Below are 18,086 nucleotides of genomic sequence, written 5' to 3'. Positions count from 1 at the left end.
AGCGAGCTACCGCCCCTGGTTGTCCTGCTTGCGAAGACACAACCACGGAAAATGCGGTTGCCGCAGTTTGAGCAGGCGGCGCACACGCGCACGCAGATGGCGCGGATCGAACAGCCATTGCACTGCGAACGCGTCGAAGGCGGCATAGGTGTGCTGGTGGTATTGCTCGGCCAATGCAGGAACGCCAAGGCCGGTGAAATAACGCAGGCTGCGTGCAGCGCTTTGGTCGGCACGCTGCCGATCTGGATACAGGGGGCTGTCGAGGATGTGCAACTCGCCGCCGTCGCGCAGTTGCGCAAGCAGGTGACGCACCAAGGCCGCAGGATCGGCAAAATACTGGATGCATGCCGGCACCACGATGACATCGAAGACATCGTGTGGCAGCGCCAGGGTCTGGATATCGGCAGCGACAAAACTCAGCCGTTGGTCGTGGCCGAACACGCGCGCGGCCTGCGTGAGCTCGGTGCGATTGACGTCGATACCGCACACGTCACGCTGCAGGGATTGCGCCAACAGTTGGGATAACCAGCCATTGCCGCAACCCAGTTCGAGAATGGCGCCCTCGCCTGCACCTTCGCTTGCGCGTGCTTGCAGATGCTGCACCAGCAACCTGCTGGACAGCGCGCGCACCTGCCATTCCAGGCTGGCACCAAGCTTGCCGCTGGGGCGCGGCAGGCTGCGGACCTGCGCATCGGTATATAGGCGGCCTTCCTTGCGCCGCACCTCCAGATAGCGATCCTCGAACGGATCGTCGGCAAGCGTGCGTTGAACGAACACGCCGTCCACGCTGTCCAGCGCGGGCAGCTGCGCCAGGCGCTCACGCAATACGGGAAATGCAACCGTCATGCGTGCCGCTCAGCGCAGCGGCTTGGCGCTGTCGGCGGGCGGATCTTCCAGCCCCACGTTGGTGGATGCCGACTCATAGACCGCCTTGTCCAACAAACCGGTTTCCTTGGCCACCAGCACCGGCACCAGCATCTGCCCGGTAACGTTGGTCATCGTGCGCATCATGTCGAGAATGCGGTCGATGGCATACAGATACCCGATCACTTCCAGCGGCAGGTTGGCCGCGCTGAGCACTACGGTGGCCATGATGACTGCGGTGCCCGGCACACCAGCAGTGCCGAAGCTACCCAGCACCGAGGCGATCAGCACCACGAAGTATTGATTGGCCGTCAACGGCACGCCGGAGTATTGGGCGATAAACACCGCACACAGCGCCGGATAGATCGCGCCGCAGCCGTCCATCTTGATGCTGGCGCCCAGCGGCACCGCAAACGCGGCGTAGTCCTTGCTGACGCCCAGATTGTGGGTGATCGAACGCATCGCCACCGGCATCGCGGCAAAGCTCGACGAACTGACGAAGGCCACCTGCATACCAGGCGCTGCACCGCGGAAGAACTTCCACGGGTTGAGCCCGTGCACCAGCAACAGGCTGCTGTAGACCACCAGGATATGGATGGCGCAGGCCACGTACAGCGCGAGCACGAAACTGCCGAACGGCAGCAACTTTGCGAAGCCATAGCTACCGACCAGCCCGGCAATCAGGCCGAAGGTGCCGAGCGGAGTCATCTCCAGCACGAAGCGCGTCACCTGGATCATGATGTCGCTCAGTTGCCCGGTGAGCTTGCGCGCCTCGGCCACCCGCTCGCCAAGCTTGACCATCGCAAAGCCGAGCAACGCGGCAAAGAAGATCACCGGCAGGATCGACCCGCGCCCGGCCGCCAGCACGGTTTCGCCGGCCGCGTTGGTCTTGGTGCCGATGCCGGTCAGTGCGTAGAACGGGTTGGACGGCACCACATCCAGCAATACCTGGATCGGGCTGGGCACATCGCGCGGCTTCCACGCCGAGTCCACACTCAGGCTGAAATGCCCGGCGCCCGGCTGCATGAGCGTGCCCACCGCAAGGCCGACGCCGACCGCCAGCGCGGCGGTGATCACGAACCACAGGAAGGTGCGCCCGCCGAGCGCAGCCACCGACTTTTGCCCGTGCAACGACGAGATCGCATTGATCACCGCGAAGAACACCAGCGGGATCGCAATCATCTTGATCAGGGTGACGTACAGATCGCCGAGCGGACCAAACCACACCTCGGCCGCCGGGCCCATCGCCGCACCGGCAATCGCGCCGAGAACGAAGCCGGCCACCACGCGCTGCCAGAACGGAATGCGCAACCAGGCCGCAACCAGTCTCATGTCGTCGAATCATCCGGGGGGAGAGTGCATGCACCTTAGCGCAGGCCTGGCTTGCCCGCGAGGCCACGACTGGAACAGCAGCGTGTCATCTGTGCGACGGACACAGGCCGGCATAATGGGCGCTGATTCAGCCACGAGTTCGAACCCGATGCGTTACCGCCTGCCTGCCCTCGCCGCCCTGACCACCCTGTGCGTGGCCGCCTGCGCCTCCACTGCCGGAACCACCGCGTCCGCACCCGCCGCCATCCGCGTGGATGTGCCGCCGGTGACACACCCGGCCGGCGAGACCCCGCAGTGGTGGTACCGCTCTGGCGCCGCACGTGCGGCCGGCAACGGCGCCATGGCCGGCAAGGCACGCAACGTGATCCTGTTCCTGGGCGATGGCATGAGCCTGACCACGGTGGCAGCCGCGCGCATCCTGGACGGCCAGCGCAAGGGCGGGCCGGGCGAAGAGAACCTGCTGTCGTGGGAGCAGTTCCCGGCCACCGCCTTCAGCAAGACCTACAACACCGATTCGCAGACGCCGGATTCGGCCGGCACCATGACCGCGATCACCACCGGCGTGAAGTCGCACATGGGCGCGATCGGCGTCAGCAGCGGCAACCGCAGCGACTGCGCCGAGAGTTTGAACAAGGGGCTGCTGAGCTGGTTGCAGTTGGCCGACAGCGCCGGCATGGCCACCGGTGTGGTCACCACCACCCGTCTCACCCACGCCACCCCGGCAGCGACCTACGCGCATTCGCCGGACCGTAACTGGGAAAACGATACCGACCTACCCGAGGCGGCGCGCGCGGCCGGCTGCCAGGACATCGCCCAGCAGTTGTTGTCCACCGCCCGCTACGGGCGCGGCCCGCAGGTGGTGCTCGGCGGCGGCCGCAGCCAGTTCCAGACCGTGCAGGAGCGAGACCCGGAGTACGACGACAAGGTCGGCCTGCGCCTGGACGGCCGCGACCTGGTCGCCGAATGGAAGCAGGCGCATCCGCAAGGTGCGTACGTCTGGAACGAGCAGCAGCTGCAGGCCGCTGCCGGCGCCCCCGCGCTGCTGGGCCTGTTCGAGCCGGACCACATGCAGTTCGACCACGACCGCAATCGCGGCCCGCAGGGCGAGCCCAGCCTGACCGAGATGACCCGCACCGCGATCCAGTCGCTGTCGCGCGACCCGAATGGTTTCGTGCTGATGGTCGAAGGCGGCCGCATCGATCACGCCAACCATGCTGGCAACGCCTACCGCGCGCTCGACGAAACCGTCTCGCTATCCGACGCGGTGCGCGCCGCAGTGGAAACTGCACCGGCCGACACCCTGATCATCGTCACCGCCGACCATTCGCACACGCTCAACTTCGTCGGCTACCCTGTACGCGGCAACCCGATCCTGGGCAAGGTGCGCGGCACCGGCGGCGAAGAAGGCGACCGCAGCCAGTTGGCCACCGACCTGGCCGGCCAGCCCTACACCACCCTCAGCTACGCCAATGGCCCCGGCCACACCGGCGCGACCAACGCACAGCCGGCCGGCCCGAAGAAGTACCCGCACGAGCCCAGCAGCAGCGAGCCGGCCCACGGCCGCCCCGACCTCACCCATGTCGATACCGAAGCGCCCAGCTACATGCAGGAATCGCTGGTACCGACCAAGTCCGAAAGCCATGGCGGCGAAGACGTCGGCATCTGGGCCACCGGCCCGGGCAGCGCGGCATTCCGCGGCACGTTGGAAGAGAACGTGATCTACCACGTCATCGTGCAGGCCACCCCGCGTCTGCGCGAGCGCCTGTGCAAGGCCGGCACCTGCGACAGCGCCGGCGTCCCGGTGCAGTTGCCCACGCCGACCACGTTCGAGGCGGCGGCGAAGCGTTGATGTGCAGATGGCAGCACAGCGGCGGCTGGTGGGCATGCGATCAGCACCACCGTGCCGGACACGTCTGCCGCATGGGCGGACCGCGTCTCGCATGACGTACGGCGATGTGATCGTTTCGCGGCATCGGCGCGTGGTGGCCAATGCGCCACGTGCTGCGATGAGCATGACATGGACATGGACATGGACATGGACGTGGATGTGGACGTGGATGTGGACGTGGATGGAGCGTCGATGTTCCCAAGCCGCGCGGTGCGGTCCACGGATCGCAACTGTTCGCGCACATCGGTGGTTTGCCCATCCAGCACTGTTCCGCATCGATTGAGCACCCGGTGACCGACACACCGCCCCTGCTGCCAGCCATCCCACCCGGCCCGGTGCTGATCGCCTACAGCGGCGGCATGGATTCGAGTGTGTTGCTGCACGCGCTGGCTGCCATGCCGGCGTACCGCGATTACGGCCTGCGTGCGCTGCACGTACATCACGGCCTGCATGCCGATGCCGATGCCTGGGCCGCACATTGCCAGCGCACCTGCGAGGCGCTACAGGTGCCGCTGCACGTCGTGCAGGTGCAGGTCGCGCGCGATAGCGGCCTGGGGCTGGAAGCAGCCGCACGCCAGGCGCGCCACGCCGCCTTTGCCGACCTGCTCGCACCCGGCGAGTGGCTGGCGCTGGCCCACCATCGCGACGATCAGGCCGAAACGTTTCTGCTGCGCGCACTGCGTGCATCAGGCCCTGACGGCTTGGCGGCCATGCGTGCGCAGCGGCCGTTTGCCGCCGGCACGTTATGGCGCCCATTGCTGGCACATCCGCGCGCCGATCTGCACGCCTATGCACGCCTACACGCCTTGCACTGGATCGAAGATCCCAGCAACGCCGATGCCTGCTACGACCGCAACTTCCTGCGCACGCAGGTGCTGCCATTGCTGCAGCAACGCTGGCCGCAAGCCGCCGCTGCGCTGGCACGCAGCGCGCAGCTGAGCGCCGACGCCAGCGATCTGCTGCAGCATGACGATCAGGCCATGCTGCCCGGCCTGATGACCGCGAGCGGCGCACTGGACCTGCACCTGCTGCGTGCACAGCCAGCCGCACGCCGGCCGCGCTTGCTGCGTGCGTGGGTCACCGCGACCGGTGCACCGCCGCTGCCCGCGCAGGGTGTGGTTGCGCTGGAACGGGAAATCGACATCCACGCGCCGGATCGCCAAGCCTGCTTTGCCTGGCAGCAGGTCGAAGTGCGGCGCTGGCGGCATTGCCTGTACCTGCTTCGTCCAACACCGGCATGGCCGGCGCAGTGGTCAGCGCAGTGGGATGGCGCGCAGCCCTTGCTGTTGCCCGATGGCGCACAGCTGCACTTGCATGGCCGCTCAGGGCTGCGCTTCGCGCACCCGCTGCTGGTGCGTGCCCGACACGGTGGGGAGCGCATCGCGCTGCCGCAACGCACGCATTCGCATCGGCTCAAGCATGTGCTGCAAACGGTCGATCTGCCGCCTTGGCACCGCGATCGCCTGCCAATTCTGTGGGCCGACGACCAGGTGCTTGCCGCCGGCGATCGCATCGTCTCCGCTGCATTGACGGACTGGCTGCAGGCCAATGGCGCACGTCTGCAGTGGCGCGTCGACGCCGACGCGAATTGACCCGCCTGCGCGCGCGCCGCACACTTTAGCGATGGCCAAGAAGTCCTTGAACGAAACATCCCCGGTTGCCCGCTTCGAACAGTCGTTGGAAGAACTCGAGCAACTGGTGCAGAAAATGGAAGTCGGCGACCTGAGCCTGGAACAATCGCTCAGCGCCTACGAACGCGGCATCGGCCTGTACCGCGATTGCCAACAGGCGCTGGAACAAGCCGAACTGCGCGTCCGTCTGCTGACCGACCCGGCCCGTCCCGAGCTTGCCGAAGCCTTCGAGCCGCCGTCGCTGGACGGCGGCTGAGGTGAGTCCCGCGCTGTTCGAACACTGGATCGCTCGCACCGAACGCAGCCTCGACGCAGGCTTGCCAAGCGCCACGCTGGCACCGCAGCGTCTGCACGCAGCGATGCGGCACACGGTGTTGGGCGGTGGCAAACGCATGCGGCCGCTGCTGGTGTATGCCACCGGTGCGCTGTTTGGCGCCGATGAAGACACGCTGGACACCCCCGCCGTGGCGGTCGAACTGATCCACGCCTACTCGCTGGTGCACGACGATCTGCCGGCGATGGACGACGACGCGCTGCGACGCGGCCAGCCCACCGTGCACATCGCCTTCGACGAGGCCACCGCCATCCTGGCCGGCGATGCACTGCAGACCCGCGCCTTCGAACTGCTGGCCACCGCGCCAGTCAGCGCCGAGCTGCGCGTGGGCTGGTTGCAGAGCCTGGCCACTGCGGCCGGTGCGGCGGGCATGTGCGGCGGCCAGGCGCTGGATATCGATGCCACCGGTCAGTTGCAACCGCTGGATGCACTGCAACGCATGCATGCGCTCAAGACCGGCGCACTGATTCGCGCCGCAGTGCGCATGGGCGCGTTGACCGGCAGCGCCGCGCCGGCCGACCAGCAGCGCGTGGACGACTTTGCCGATGCGCTGGGCCTGGCCTTCCAGGTGCGCGACGACATCCTGGATGTGGAATCGAGCTCGGCGCAGCTGGGCAAGACCGCTGGCAAGGACGCTGCGCAATCCAAATCCACCTACCCGGCCTTGCTCGGCATGGACGGCGCCAAAGCCAAGCTCGCCGAGCTGGCGACCCGCATGCACGACGTGCTGCAGCCCTATGGCCCACCGGGTGAAACCCTGGCGACCCTGGGCCGGTTTGCGGTGGACCGCGCGCACTAGGCGCGGCTAACCACGCTTGGCGAGCCGCCGTCAGGGTGCGATCAGCGCGCGGGCAGCGGAGAACGCACAACGGCCGTGCCAGATCACGGCACTGCAAGACGGCAACGCATTCAGAGCGGATGCCGCACGCACCACCCCACCCTCAACTTCGCCTCGCACGACAGGTTTGCGCATTCCGTGCGCCACCGCACGGTCGATTGCCTGGGTCCATTCAGGCTACAGGGGAGCCTGATCACAGAACGGCACATTGGTCAGTAGAGTTTGTGTCAGTCGGCGACACACAACTAGCGTCGTTTTATGACCAGCCACACACTTTATTGCTGAATTATCTACACCAGTGATGTATTTTGATGAATAACCAATGCGCGACATCCAGAAATATCGCTAATTGAACAACTTGTCGCGCCCGCTCGCTCTACCTAGGTTTGGGCTGCCCGCGCTTGCGGGCATCCCCCGACCAAGGAGAGTCACTGGTGAAGAATGTTTTTCTCGCATCGTTTGCAGCAGGTACGCTCGCCGTCGTCGGCGTGCTCGGTTCGGCGCAGGCGCAGTCCGTGCGCGGCCCGGTTCCGTTGACCATCGAACTGGCGCCAGTGGCCGACCAGGCCGGCCGGCATCAAGGCAAGATCGCAGTGACGGTCACCAATAACGGCAGCCAGGTTGCCCGCGTACCGACCTATCAGCTTCCGCTCAAGTCGCTGGACAACGGCATCCTGGCCGTGAGCCGCGATGGCAAGCCGGTGGATTACACCGGGCGCCTGGTCAAGCGCGGCCTGCCCAAGGCAGCCGACTTCACCATTCTGCAGCCGGGCCAGAGCGTCAAGGGCGAGGTGGATCTGGCCGGTGCCTATGACCTGTCCACCAGCGGCAACTACACCATCCAGGTGCGCTCGTCGCTGCAATACGCCTCGTTGTCCGATGGCAGCCTGATGAAGGCCGCCAACGGTTTGCCTGCAGTCGCCACCAGCACCCCGCTCACCGTCTGGCTGGACGGCGCCAACCGCGGCGTGCAGCGGCAGCTGACCATCGGCCCGACCGCCGTGGTCAACGGCATCAACTATCTCAACTGCAGCACCACGCGCACCAACCAGGCCGCCAGTGGCGTCACTGCCGCGCGTAATTACTCGCAGAACGCGCGCAACTACCTCAACGCCGGCAGCACCGGTGCGCGCTACACCACCTGGTTTGGCGCCTACAACGCCTCGCGCTACAGCCGGGTCAGCTCGAACTTCGTCAACATCGACAACGCGCTGGACCAGAACAACGGCCAGCTCACCATCAACTGCAGCTGCGAAGCGGATCTGGCCGACGCATTCGCGTACGTCTATCCGAATCAGCCGTACGAGATCCATGTCTGCAACGCGTTCTGGAGCGCGTCGACAACCGGCACCGACTCCAAGGCCGGCACGCTGGTGCACGAAACCAGCCACTTCACCGTGGTGGCAGGCACCGACGATGTGGTCTACGGCCAGAGTGGCGCACGCAGCCTGGCACGTAGCAACCCGGCGCAGGCCATCACCAACGCCGACAGCCACGAGTACTTTGCCGAGAACACCCCGGCGCAGAACTGATCGCGTCAACGTCTGAAACGACAAAGGCCCGGCAGCGATGCCGGGCCTTTGCGTTACGCGGGCCGGATTACTTGATCAGGCGCAGCGTGAACGGATAGCGGTAATGCTCGCCGTTATTGGCCTTGACCGCGGCCAGGATGCAGAACACCAGGTTGGCGACCCACACCAGCGTCGGCACGAAGAACAGGATGCCGAACGACACCACGGTCAGGATCACGGCCAGCACATAAGCAATGATCACGGTGATCTGGAAGTTCAGCGCTTCCTTGGACTGATCGGTGGCAAACGGCTTGGACGGACTGGCGTCCTTGCTGATCAGCCAGATCACCAACGCGCCGATGAAGGACGTCAGGATGCCCAGCAGATGTGCGGCGAGCGCGAGGGTGCGCTCCTCCGACGGCGTGCTGGTGCCGACCGGCGGCGGTGGCGGCGCGGCGTGTGTCTCGAATTCGCTCATAGATCTCCCCGAACATGATTGTGGTGCGGCGGACTATAACAACGATTCAGTCAGCCACCAGTGCGGGAAGACATGGTCTGGTTTGCGTCACCCACCAGGAGCGATGGCACGCCCCCTACGTCGAGGCGATGACGCTAGCGATCGCGCTGCGGCATGGCGCAGCGGCGTTGGGGTCGACTCTTTGTTTCTAAGCACTGGATAGGCCCACACCATGCATCTATGGCGGGGAGCCCGGACAGCACGCGTGCATGGCCGGCCGGGGGCTCAACGCTGCATGGTCGGCGCGGACCAGTGCGCCGACCATGCCCGTCAGGCATGGCCAGACCTCAGCCCGAGCGACGGCTCAGCTGTCGCCCGCCACGGTCATCCGATTGACCAGCACCGAGCCGATCTTGACGTGCGAGCGCGGGTCGACGTCGCTACCGACCGCTTCGATGCCGGCAAACATGTCGCGCAGATTGCCGGCGATGGTCAGGCCGTCCACCGGATAGGCGATGGCGCCGTTCTCGACCCAGAAGCCGCCGGCACCGCGCGAGTAATCGCCGGTCACCGGGTTGACGCCGTTGCCCATCAGTTCGGTGACCAGCAGGCCGCGCGACATGCCGCCGATCATCGCGGCCAGATCGCCCGCGTTGGCGGTGACCTGCAGGTTGTGCACGCCGCCGGCATTGGCGGTGGTCTGCAAGCCCAGCTTGCGTGCCGAGTAGCTGCCCAGCACATAGCGCTGCAGCACGCCGTCGGTGATCAGCGCCGACTGCCGGGTAGCGACACCTTCGCCATCGAAGGCGGCCGAGCGCAGCCCGCGTCGCAGATGCGGCAGCTCTTCGATGTTGAACCAGTCCGGAAACAGCTTGGTGCCGATGCTGTCGAGCAGGAAGCTGGCGCGGCGATACAACGCGCCACCGGAGACCGCACCCAGCAGATGGCCGACCAGCGAGCGCGCCACTTCCGGCGCGAACAGCACCGGCAGCTGGCCGGTGGGCAACGAACGTGGCGCCAGGCGCGCCAGGGTGCGCTCGGCGGCATGTCGGCCGATGGCATCCGGCGCTTCCAGGTCTTCGCGCGCCAGCGCGCTGCTGTACCAGCCATCGCGCTGCATGCCGTCGCCCTGCCCGGCGATCAGCGCGCAGCTGATCGAATGGTGGGTGCCGCGCTCGCGCCCGATGAACCCGTGCGAATTGGCATACACCGACAGGCTGAGCCCGGTGCTGGCCGAGGCGCCATCGGAATTACTGATACGTGCGTCCGCATCGCGGCCGGCGGCCTCGCAGGCCAGCGCCAGGTCCACCGCGGTGTCGGCGTCCAGCGCCCACGGGTGCCAGCTGTCCAGGTCGGGGAAATCGTGCGCCATCAGCGCCGGGTCGGCCAGGCCGGACGCCGGGTCGTCTTCGGTGTAACGCGCAATCGCGCAGGCCTGGGCCACGGTGGATTCCAGGCTGGCATCCTGCAGGTCGGCGGTGCTGGCACTGCCCTTGCGCTTGCCGAAGTAGACCGTCACCGCAATGCCGCGATCGCGGGTGGATTCGACCGTTTCCACATCGCCCAGGCGCACGTTGACGTCCAGGCCGCGCTCTTCGCTGCAACTCACTTCGGCCTGGGTGGCGCCGGCCGCACGGGCGCGCTCGAGCAGGCGTTGCGAGATATCGGTCAGTGCGTCCAGACGCTGCAGGCTGTCGTCGGCGACACGGGTTTCGGAGGAGAGTGCGTTCAATGCTTTATCCTTTGGATGCGGATCCGTCCGCGAAAGCCCGGCCATCATGGCCGGACTGTCTGAATGTGGATGCGGATCCGTCCGCAGAAAGCTCGGCTATCCATGGCCGCAGTGTCTGAATGTGGTGCGGAGTCTTCCGCCGGAGTCCGGCCGTTCGTGGCCGGAAATTTAACTAACCAAGTTTTGGGATGTAGTGGCAATGCGCGGACGCGATGAAGATACCGGTGAATTTCGTGGCACCAGCCGCAGCCAGCAACGGCGCGAGGCGCTGGAAATTTTCGACCTGGGCGAAAAGCTGGTGGCGCTCACCCCGGCGCAGCTGGCCAAGTTGCCGGTGCCCGAGTCGCTGATCCCGCATATCGAAGAGAGCAAGCGCATCACCTCGCATATCGCGCACAAGCGGCAGCTGGCGTTTCTGGCCAAGCACATGCGCCGCGAGGACGACGAGACGCTGGCCGCCATCCGCGATGCGCTGGATGCCAACAGCGACACCGCGCGCCGTGAAGTGGCGGCGATCCATCGCGTCGAGCGCTGGCGCGAGCGCCTGCTGGCCGAGAACGACGTGGCGCTGGCCGAGCTGCTGGAAGCCTACCCGGCTGCCGATCGCCAACAACTGCGCCAACTGGTGCGCAACGCGATCCACGAACGCGCCAAGAACAAGCCCCCGCGCGCCTACCGCGAACTGTTCCAGGTGCTGCGCGACCTGTCGCAGGAGCAGGGAATCGAGAGCGAGGAGCCGGACCTGGAAGACGATCTGGACCCGGAAGACGACACCTAGGCATCGACCGGCGCAAAGGCGGAGCCGCGCAGCACTCGCCTCCGCCCCCGCCCAGCCCGACGCACGGCTCTCAACAGCCTGCGTCCGAACGGAAGACGCACAAACACCCGACACGCGATGCCGCGCACCCGCCGTCGCAACGGTCCAACCTCGGTTACCGAATCGCCTCCCGCGAACCGACGAATCGCAACCGCCAGACGCACTGCTTAGCGCGCCTGCCGTTGCGAATCCCCCATCCCGACGCACCAATCCACGCCACCGCCGAACCGGAGCTCCGCAAACGCCAAACACCCGGAAAGGCGCTCTTGCCGTTGCGATTCCCGATTCCCGATTCCCGATTCCCAGCATCTCAGGCCTGCGTTCCGCCGACCGTAATGCCGTCGATCAACAGCGATGGCTGGCCGACGCCGACCGGCACGCTCTGCCCGTCCTTGCCGCACACGCCCACGCCTTCGTCCAGGGCCAGATCGTTGCCGATCATGCGCACCTTCTGCATGGTTTCCGGGCCATTGCCGATCAGCGTGGCGCCCTTCACCGGCGCGGTGACCTTGCCGTCCTCGATCAGGTAGGCCTCGGTGGCCGAGAACACGTATTTGCCGCTGGTGATGTCGACCTGGCCACCGCCGAAGTTCACCGCGTAAATGCCCTTCTTGACCGAGCGGATCATTTCTTCCGGGTCGTGCTGGCCGGCGCGCATGTAGGTGTTGGTCATGCGCGGCATGGTCAGGTGCGCGAACGATTCGCGGCGGCCGTTGCCGGTGGGCGCCACGCCCATCAGGCGCGCGTTGTGGGTGTCCTGCATGTAGCCCACCAGCACGCCGTCTTCGATCAGCGTGGTGCACTGCGTCGGCGTGCCCTCGTCATCGATATTGAGCGAGCCACGGCGGCCGTCCAGGGTGCCGTCATCGACGATGGTCACGCCCGGCGAGGCGACGCGCTCGCCCATGCGCCCGGCGTAGACGCTGGTGCCCTTGCGATTGAAGTCGCCTTCCAGCCCGTGGCCCACCGCCTCGTGCAGCAGCACGCCGGGCCAGCCGGGGCCGAGCACCACCGGCATCACGCCGGCCGGCGCGGGGATGGCATCCAGATTGACCAGCGCCTGGCGCAGCGCTTCGCGCGCAAAGTCTTCCGGGCGGCCATCGGCAAATAGTTCGGCGTAGCCGTAACGACCGCCGCCGCCGGAATAACCGGACTCGCGACGCCCGCCGTGTTCGACAATGACCTGCACGTTCAACCGCACCAGCGGGCGCACGTCGGCCGCCAGCACGCCATCGCTGCGGGCGATCAGCACCGTGTCCACACCACCGGACAGGCTCACCATCACCTGTTTGACGCGCGGATCGGCGGCGCGCACGTACTGGTCGATGCGGCGCAGCAGGTCCACCTTGGTGGCACTGTCCATGTCGTCGATCGGGTCGGTGGCCGGATACAACGCGCGGCCATTGCCACGCACCAGCGCACGGGTGGATTGCGCGCCGCCGTCGCGCGAGATCGCACGTGCCGACTGCGCCGCTTCCAGCAAGGTCTCGCGCTGGATGTCGTCGGAATACGCAAAGCCGGTTTTTTCGCCGGCAATCGCGCGTACGCCCACGCCTTGTTCGATGGAATGCGCACCGTCCTTGACGATACCGTCTTCCACGCTCCAGCTCTCGCGTCGCGAATGCTGGAAATACAGATCGCCGAAGTCGATGCCCGGGCCCAACAGGGCGCCGAAGGTGCGGTCCAGATGGCCGGCATCCAGGCCGGAAGGAAGCAGCAGCCGGGTTTCGGCCAGAGTGAGAGCGTTATCGGTCATGCGGTCAGGATGGGGCCCGCGCGCCGGGGAGACAAGTCGTCCGGCTGAACATGTGGCGCAGCTATCATCGCCGGCTCGCTCTGTAACCATCGCCTGCGCATGAAGCTCATCGCCCACGTTCTGGATGGCCACACCCTGGACATCCGCCCTGCCCCGCATGCGCGCGACTGGATGGACGCCACCGATCAACGCTATGCATACCGCTGCCTGCCGCTGGCGATTGCGAACGCGCATGGTTGGGAGCTGCTGTGCCAGTCCGGTTTCCAGGCCAGTTGGGATGGCCGCGACGGGCTGGACGCGCTCCAGATCGCGACCGATGCCGGCAACGCAGCGCCGGCGATCAGCCACTTCGGCTACGGCGTGCTGACCTTCCATGTGCCGTGCCTGTTTCGCACCGACGAAGGCGTCGACCTGTTCGTCACCGGCCCGTTGAACCGGCCCAAGGACGGCATCGGCGCGTTGAGCGGCCTGGTGGAAACCGACTGGAGCCCGTACACCTTCACCATGAACTGGCGCTTCACCCGGCCCGGCCAGGTGCGCTTCGACGCAGGTGAGCCGTTCTGCCATCTGTTCCCGCTGCAGCGGCAGGTGATCGAACAGATGCAGCCGCAGTGGATGCCGCTTTCCGAAGCGCCGGAACTGGCGCAGCAACATGCCGACTGGACGCACAGCCGCACGCGCTTTCTCGATGAATTACCCGATACGCAATCGGCCGCGGCGCGCGAGAAATGGCAGCGCGGGTATTTCCGCGGCGTCGCGGGGCCGGAGCAGCCGGTGGTGCCGGGCCACCGCGCGCGACTGCGCCTGCCGATGTTCACGCGTGCCGGCAGCGACGATGACACTGCCGCCGACTGAGTGCGTCAGCGCGGCGGCGCAGCGGGTTTGCCGGCGGGCGCAGGTTTGCTCGGTGCACGCTCGCGCGTTTCGCGCTCGACCACGTCCACCTGCGGGTCTTTCCACGGCCCGGTGACGTGATAGGTCTTGGCGCCAATTGCGCCCAGCGGCTTGCCGAGCACCGCGTTGGCGGCCGCGCCCACTGCCGCGCCCACCGGCCCGCCGGCCACCGCGCCGACCACGGTCAGCAGGTTGCCGGCCTTGGGGTTCACATCCACGGTCTGGTCGAAGGTCTGCGCACGCAGATCGGTCTGGCCGCGGATGGCGATCTCGGCAGCGGGGCCTGCGATGCGAATGGCGTCGGTGCGCGCGAAGCCGTCGCCGAAGCGCACCTCGCCGTCCAGCGTGTTGAAGGCCAGGCCCTTGGAGAAGAAATCGCGGAAGTCGAACATCAACCGGCGCGGCAACTGCGCCACGCTGAGCAAGCCGAGCACGCGGCCGGCGCCCGGGTCCACTTCCAATAGCTGGCCGTTGCGGACATCCACCTTCAGGTTGCCGTCCAGCGAGCCGAGCGCAAAACCGGTCGGCGAGCCCTGCCAGCCGGCGTTGAGTTCCAGCTGGCCTTCGCCGCCGCGCAGCTGGCCGCCCAGGGTGAGGTTTTGCAAAAGGTTGCCAAGGTTGCGGCTGTCCACCCGCGCCGACAGCCGCGTGCTGGCGGCATCGCCCTTGCCGCGCCAGGCGCCGGTCAGGCCGATGCTCTGGTCGTCCGAGCGCAGTTGCAGCTGATCCACCTGCATGCCGTCGGTGAGCCGGCTGCTGCGCAGGATGGCCGCACCCAGGGTCATTTTGCCCACGCGCAGGTCGTCGATATCCAGCGCCAGCGGCGGGATGGAGACCGGGTCGAACTCGGCGACCGCGCGGCGTGCCGGTTCCGGCAGGGCACCAGCCAGCGGGTCGCCGGGCTCCGGGGCTGCAGGCTCGGGCACGTCGGCCACCGGTTGCCAGCGCACGGTGTTGAGCTTGCCTTGCACGATGCCGCCGTCGGCGTTGGGCACGGTGAGTTGACCGGCCAGCGAAGGGCCATCCAGGGTCACCGCCACCGCATCGCGGGTCGGGCGCAGCCGCAGCCGCGTCTGCGGAAACACCCCGCCGATCATCAGCAGCTTGTCTGCCTGCACGTCCACCTGCTGCAGCGGCACAGCGTCTTTCTTGGGCGTTGCCGGCTGGCCCGGCAGTGGTGGCATGTCCTGATCGCTGCTGCCGCGCGCCAGGCTGATCCAGTCGATCGCATCCAGCGAGGCGGTGCGTCCGGTCACCACCAGTCCATTGGCGGGCGGGCGCTCGGTCACCGTGTCGGTGCCCATGACCACGCGCACGCCGGTCTGCTCGCCATGGCTGCTGGCCTTGAGCGCCACCAGCTTGCCGAAGGCGACGTCGATATCGCCATCGCCGACCGGCAGGGCCACCTTGACCTGCGTGTCCAGCGCCTGGGTGGCCGGCTTATCCAGCGGCGCGGGCAGGTCCAGCGTGGTGCCCACCAAATCCGAGCGCAGCGTCAGCAGCGCCTGCGCATCCGCTTGACCCGGGTTTGGCAGCGGCACATTCACCCCCACCTGCCACGGCGCGCTGCCATGCACGTACGGGCGCAACCATTCCATCTGCGGGGCGCGGTCGAACAATTCCCTGGCATCCAGGGTGGCGTCAAGGCGCGCTTCGAAGGCCTGCCTGGGGTCCTGCACAAAGCCACCGGCGCGCAGTGCCAGCTCGCCGCTGCGGCCCTGGTGCTGCACGCTCAGATGCTCGGCCGCAAACCCGGTATCGCGATACTCGGCCTGTCCGCTGACCTGGTCGAAGGCCAGATTCCAGCGCGCGTCGGCCAACTTGGCGCCCTGCAAGGCCACCGTGCCCTGCAGATGCCCGCCCACGCCCTTGGTGCGCAACGGGCGCAGCAGATCGAAGCTCACCGCCGCCGGGCCGGACACGGTGAGGTTACGCAGGGTATCGCCGTAGCGGCGCTCCAGCGGACTCTTGCGCAGCATGCCCAGCAGCTGCGCCGCGTCGGCCTGGGTGGAGGCGCGCACGTAGAGCTCGGACGTCTTGAAGCTGGGGATGCCCGCGTCCAGTTGCGCGATCGGGGTACCGGCAAGATCGCCACTGCCCTGCAACGAAAAGCCATTGCCGATGAAGCGCAGATCGGCCTGCACCTGCTCCATCGCCGGCCACTCCGGATTGAAGCGAATTACGCCGTCGCGGATCTGCCCGAACGCTTCGAAGCGCCCGTCGTTGTCGTCGAACGGCCATTGGTCCAGATCGCCACTGACCAGGCCGGTGCCACCGGTGATCACGCCGCCGGCCACGGCCATGTCCAGCCAGTCGATGGCAGCCTTGCTCATCTTCGAGCGGATCCAGAACTTGCGCGCCACCGGCAGCGCCACATCGTCGAGTTGCGCGGCAAGTTGCAGGCGCGGGCGGGTACCGTCGTTCTGGAACCACAGCCCGCCGCGCAGGTTGGCGCCGTAGTCCTTGGCCTGCACACGCAGGGCCGGGGTGGCGACCTGCCAACCCGCTCCTTCGCGCCAGCCGACGATCTTGCCGGCCAGTTGAATCTCATGCACCACGCCAAAGCCGGTGGGCCAGTCGAAGCGCACCGTGGCGTCCGGCGCGGTTTCCAGCTCGCCGCCCTGCGCGTCGCCGTCGACGCGGCCGCGCAAACCGCTGATCCCCGGCGAGTTGCCCACCGGCAGGAAAGCGAGGTCCTCGATCTGCCCCTGCGCACGCACGGCGCCGCCCTGCTCACCGGCGATCTGCAGATCGGCCACACGCAGCTGCGGTTTGGACAGGATCAGCCAGCGGCGCAGCGCAGGCGACAGCTGATCGCTCAATGCGGCGGCTGCAATCAGGCCGGAGACATCGCCCTGTCTGGCGGCCACCGCATAGCGACGCCCGCCGCCAATACTCAGCCCGTCCAGATGCTGCAACGTGGCCGCCTGCCCCAGCCGCAGCAACGGCGCGTCCAGCCGCCAACCGCCATCGATGGTCTGCCAGCGCGCACGTGCCTGCAGGCGCTCCCAGCGCAGCGTGCGGCGGGCGGTCTCGTCCGCCAGCGGCGCCCCGGACAAGGCGACCTGGGAGAGGTCGGCATCGACGGTGACGCCGGTAATGCGGCGCGCATGCAGCTGCGCCCAGGCCTGCAAACGCCCACCGCCGCCTTCCACGCGCATGCCGCCGACCTGCAGCAGCGATGCCCACGCCGCCAGATCGACCGGCTCGGCCTGCACATACGCGCTGCCGTCGCCGCTGTCACGGTCGAACTCCAGCACTGCGGTCAGCGGCGCACGTGTGAGATCGATCCAGCTGCGGCTGCCCACCCTGACCGTCGAACCGCTCACGCGCAGGCGCAGGTCGATCCTCGGCAAGGCGGTGTCCAGGCCGATCGATGGCGCGTTCACCTTCAGGCGTGCCTCGGCCAACTGGATCTCGCCAAGCCGACGCAGTGCATCCAGCGGGTCGGCACCTTTCCCGCTCGGCAGGCCCTGCACCGACCACACGCCGTCGTCGCTGCGTTGCAAGGTCAGCGCCAACCCACGCAGGCGTACCTCGGTCAACGAGTGCCCAGGCAACAACCCGGCGTACATCGCCAGCAGGATCTCCGCCTGCCCCACGCGCACCTCGCCCTGCGGGCCGATCCGCAGGCCGTCCAGCCGCAGCAGCGGGCCGCGCCGGGTCCACTCGGTCTCCAGATGATCGAACGCGATCTGCTGCCCGGCGCGCTGGCTCAACCAGTCGGCGATCTGCTGCGGATGCTCCTCAGCCAACGGCAACGCCTGGCTGGCCGCGCCCACCAGCAACGCGACCGCCACCAGCGCAAGCGCGCAGGCAGTGATCGCATAGCGGCGGAACAGACGCAGACGGCGGCGCAGCGGGGTGGGCATTAGACGCGGGGAGTGGGGAATCGGGAATCGGGAATCGTAAGAGCGCGCATCGCGCAAAGCGCACGATCATCTGTTCGCGCGCGGCACCATTCTAAAAAAGATCTCAGTCGCGTCCCGAAGAGTGGCTTTCGCTCCACCCCCATTCCCGATTCCCGACTCT

General features: G+C 67.2%; 13 protein-coding genes. 7 read left to right on the top strand and 6 right to left on the bottom strand.

Going from position 1 to position 18,086, the window contains the following annotated elements:
- Nucleotides 1–6: 6 nt before the first annotated feature.
- A complete protein-coding gene (locus tag ASF90_RS11845; RefSeq protein WP_055849973.1) occupies nt 7–846 on the bottom strand; it encodes a class I SAM-dependent methyltransferase in 840 nt (279 codons plus the stop codon).
- 9 nt (nt 847–855) lie between these two features.
- Nucleotides 856–2,196: a dicarboxylate/amino acid:cation symporter gene (locus ASF90_RS11840; protein WP_055849972.1), complete on the bottom strand. Its 1,341-nt coding sequence runs from the start codon at nt 2,194–2,196 to the stop codon at nt 856–858.
- A 115-nt stretch (nt 2,197–2,311) separates the two neighbouring features.
- Here ASF90_RS11840 and ASF90_RS11835 point away from each other — a divergent pair, with 115 nt between their 5' ends.
- The 5 genes from ASF90_RS11835 to ASF90_RS11815 all read left to right on the top strand — a co-directional run bounded on the left by ASF90_RS11835 (nt 2,312) and on the right by ASF90_RS11815 (nt 8,419).
- Nucleotides 2,312–4,045: an alkaline phosphatase gene (locus ASF90_RS11835; protein WP_055849969.1), complete on the top strand. Its 1,734-nt coding sequence runs from the start codon at nt 2,312–2,314 to the stop codon at nt 4,043–4,045.
- A gap of 329 nt (nt 4,046–4,374) precedes the next feature.
- Complete coding sequence (tilS, locus tag ASF90_RS11830) at nt 4,375–5,676, top strand: tRNA lysidine(34) synthetase TilS (protein WP_082473496.1); 1,302 nt, start codon at nt 4,375–4,377, stop codon at nt 5,674–5,676.
- Nucleotides 5,677–5,707: 31 nt separating this feature from the next.
- On the top strand, nt 5,708–5,971 hold the full coding sequence (locus tag ASF90_RS11825) for an exodeoxyribonuclease VII small subunit (protein WP_005995187.1): 264 nt from the start codon (nt 5,708–5,710) through the stop codon (nt 5,969–5,971).
- A gap of 1 nt (nt 5,972) precedes the next feature.
- Nucleotides 5,973–6,848, top strand: a complete 876-nt coding sequence (locus tag ASF90_RS11820) for a polyprenyl synthetase family protein (protein WP_055849964.1) — start codon at nt 5,973–5,975, stop codon at nt 6,846–6,848.
- A gap of 473 nt (nt 6,849–7,321) precedes the next feature.
- Nucleotides 7,322–8,419, top strand: coding sequence for a M35 family metallo-endopeptidase (locus ASF90_RS11815; RefSeq protein WP_055849962.1), 1,098 nt, complete (start codon nt 7,322–7,324; stop codon nt 8,417–8,419).
- A 67-nt stretch (nt 8,420–8,486) separates the two neighbouring features.
- Here the strand turns inward: ASF90_RS11815 and ASF90_RS11810 are convergent, their stop codons facing one another.
- Nucleotides 8,487–8,876 (bottom strand): DUF4870 domain-containing protein, encoded by a 390-nt coding sequence (locus ASF90_RS11810; RefSeq protein WP_055849960.1) that lies wholly within the window; start codon nt 8,874–8,876, stop codon nt 8,487–8,489.
- Between the two features lie 343 nt (nt 8,877–9,219).
- Nucleotides 9,220–10,587, bottom strand: coding sequence for a metalloprotease PmbA (gene pmbA / locus ASF90_RS11805; RefSeq protein ID WP_055849958.1), 1,368 nt, complete (start codon nt 10,585–10,587; stop codon nt 9,220–9,222).
- A gap of 199 nt (nt 10,588–10,786) precedes the next feature.
- Between pmbA and yjgA the strand changes: the two genes are divergently transcribed.
- Complete coding sequence (gene yjgA, locus ASF90_RS11800; RefSeq protein ID WP_055849956.1) at nt 10,787–11,365, top strand: ribosome biogenesis factor YjgA; 579 nt, start codon at nt 10,787–10,789, stop codon at nt 11,363–11,365.
- Nucleotides 11,366–11,714: 349 nt separating this feature from the next.
- Here the strand turns inward: yjgA and tldD are convergent, their stop codons facing one another.
- Nucleotides 11,715–13,160, bottom strand: a complete 1,446-nt coding sequence (gene tldD / locus ASF90_RS11795) for a metalloprotease TldD (protein ID WP_055849954.1) — start codon at nt 13,158–13,160, stop codon at nt 11,715–11,717.
- Nucleotides 13,161–13,259: 99 nt separating this feature from the next.
- On the opposite strand from tldD, the gene ASF90_RS11790 reads away from it, so the two are divergent.
- Nucleotides 13,260–14,015, top strand: coding sequence for a DUF6065 family protein (locus ASF90_RS11790; protein ID WP_055849952.1), 756 nt, complete (start codon nt 13,260–13,262; stop codon nt 14,013–14,015).
- Between the two features lie 5 nt (nt 14,016–14,020).
- On the opposite strand, the gene ASF90_RS11785 is transcribed toward ASF90_RS11790, so the two are convergent.
- A complete protein-coding gene (locus ASF90_RS11785; protein WP_055849950.1) occupies nt 14,021–17,926 on the bottom strand; it encodes a YhdP family protein in 3,906 nt (1,301 codons plus the stop codon).
- Between the last annotated feature and the right edge of the window lie 160 nt (nt 17,927–18,086).

The sequence above is a fragment of the Xanthomonas sp. Leaf148 genome (genome assembly GCF_001423585.1).
GTDB lineage: Bacteria > Pseudomonadota > Gammaproteobacteria > Xanthomonadales > Xanthomonadaceae > Xanthomonas.
Note: the sequence above shows the minus strand (reverse complement) of the source record. Positions and strands in the feature narration are given on the sequence as shown.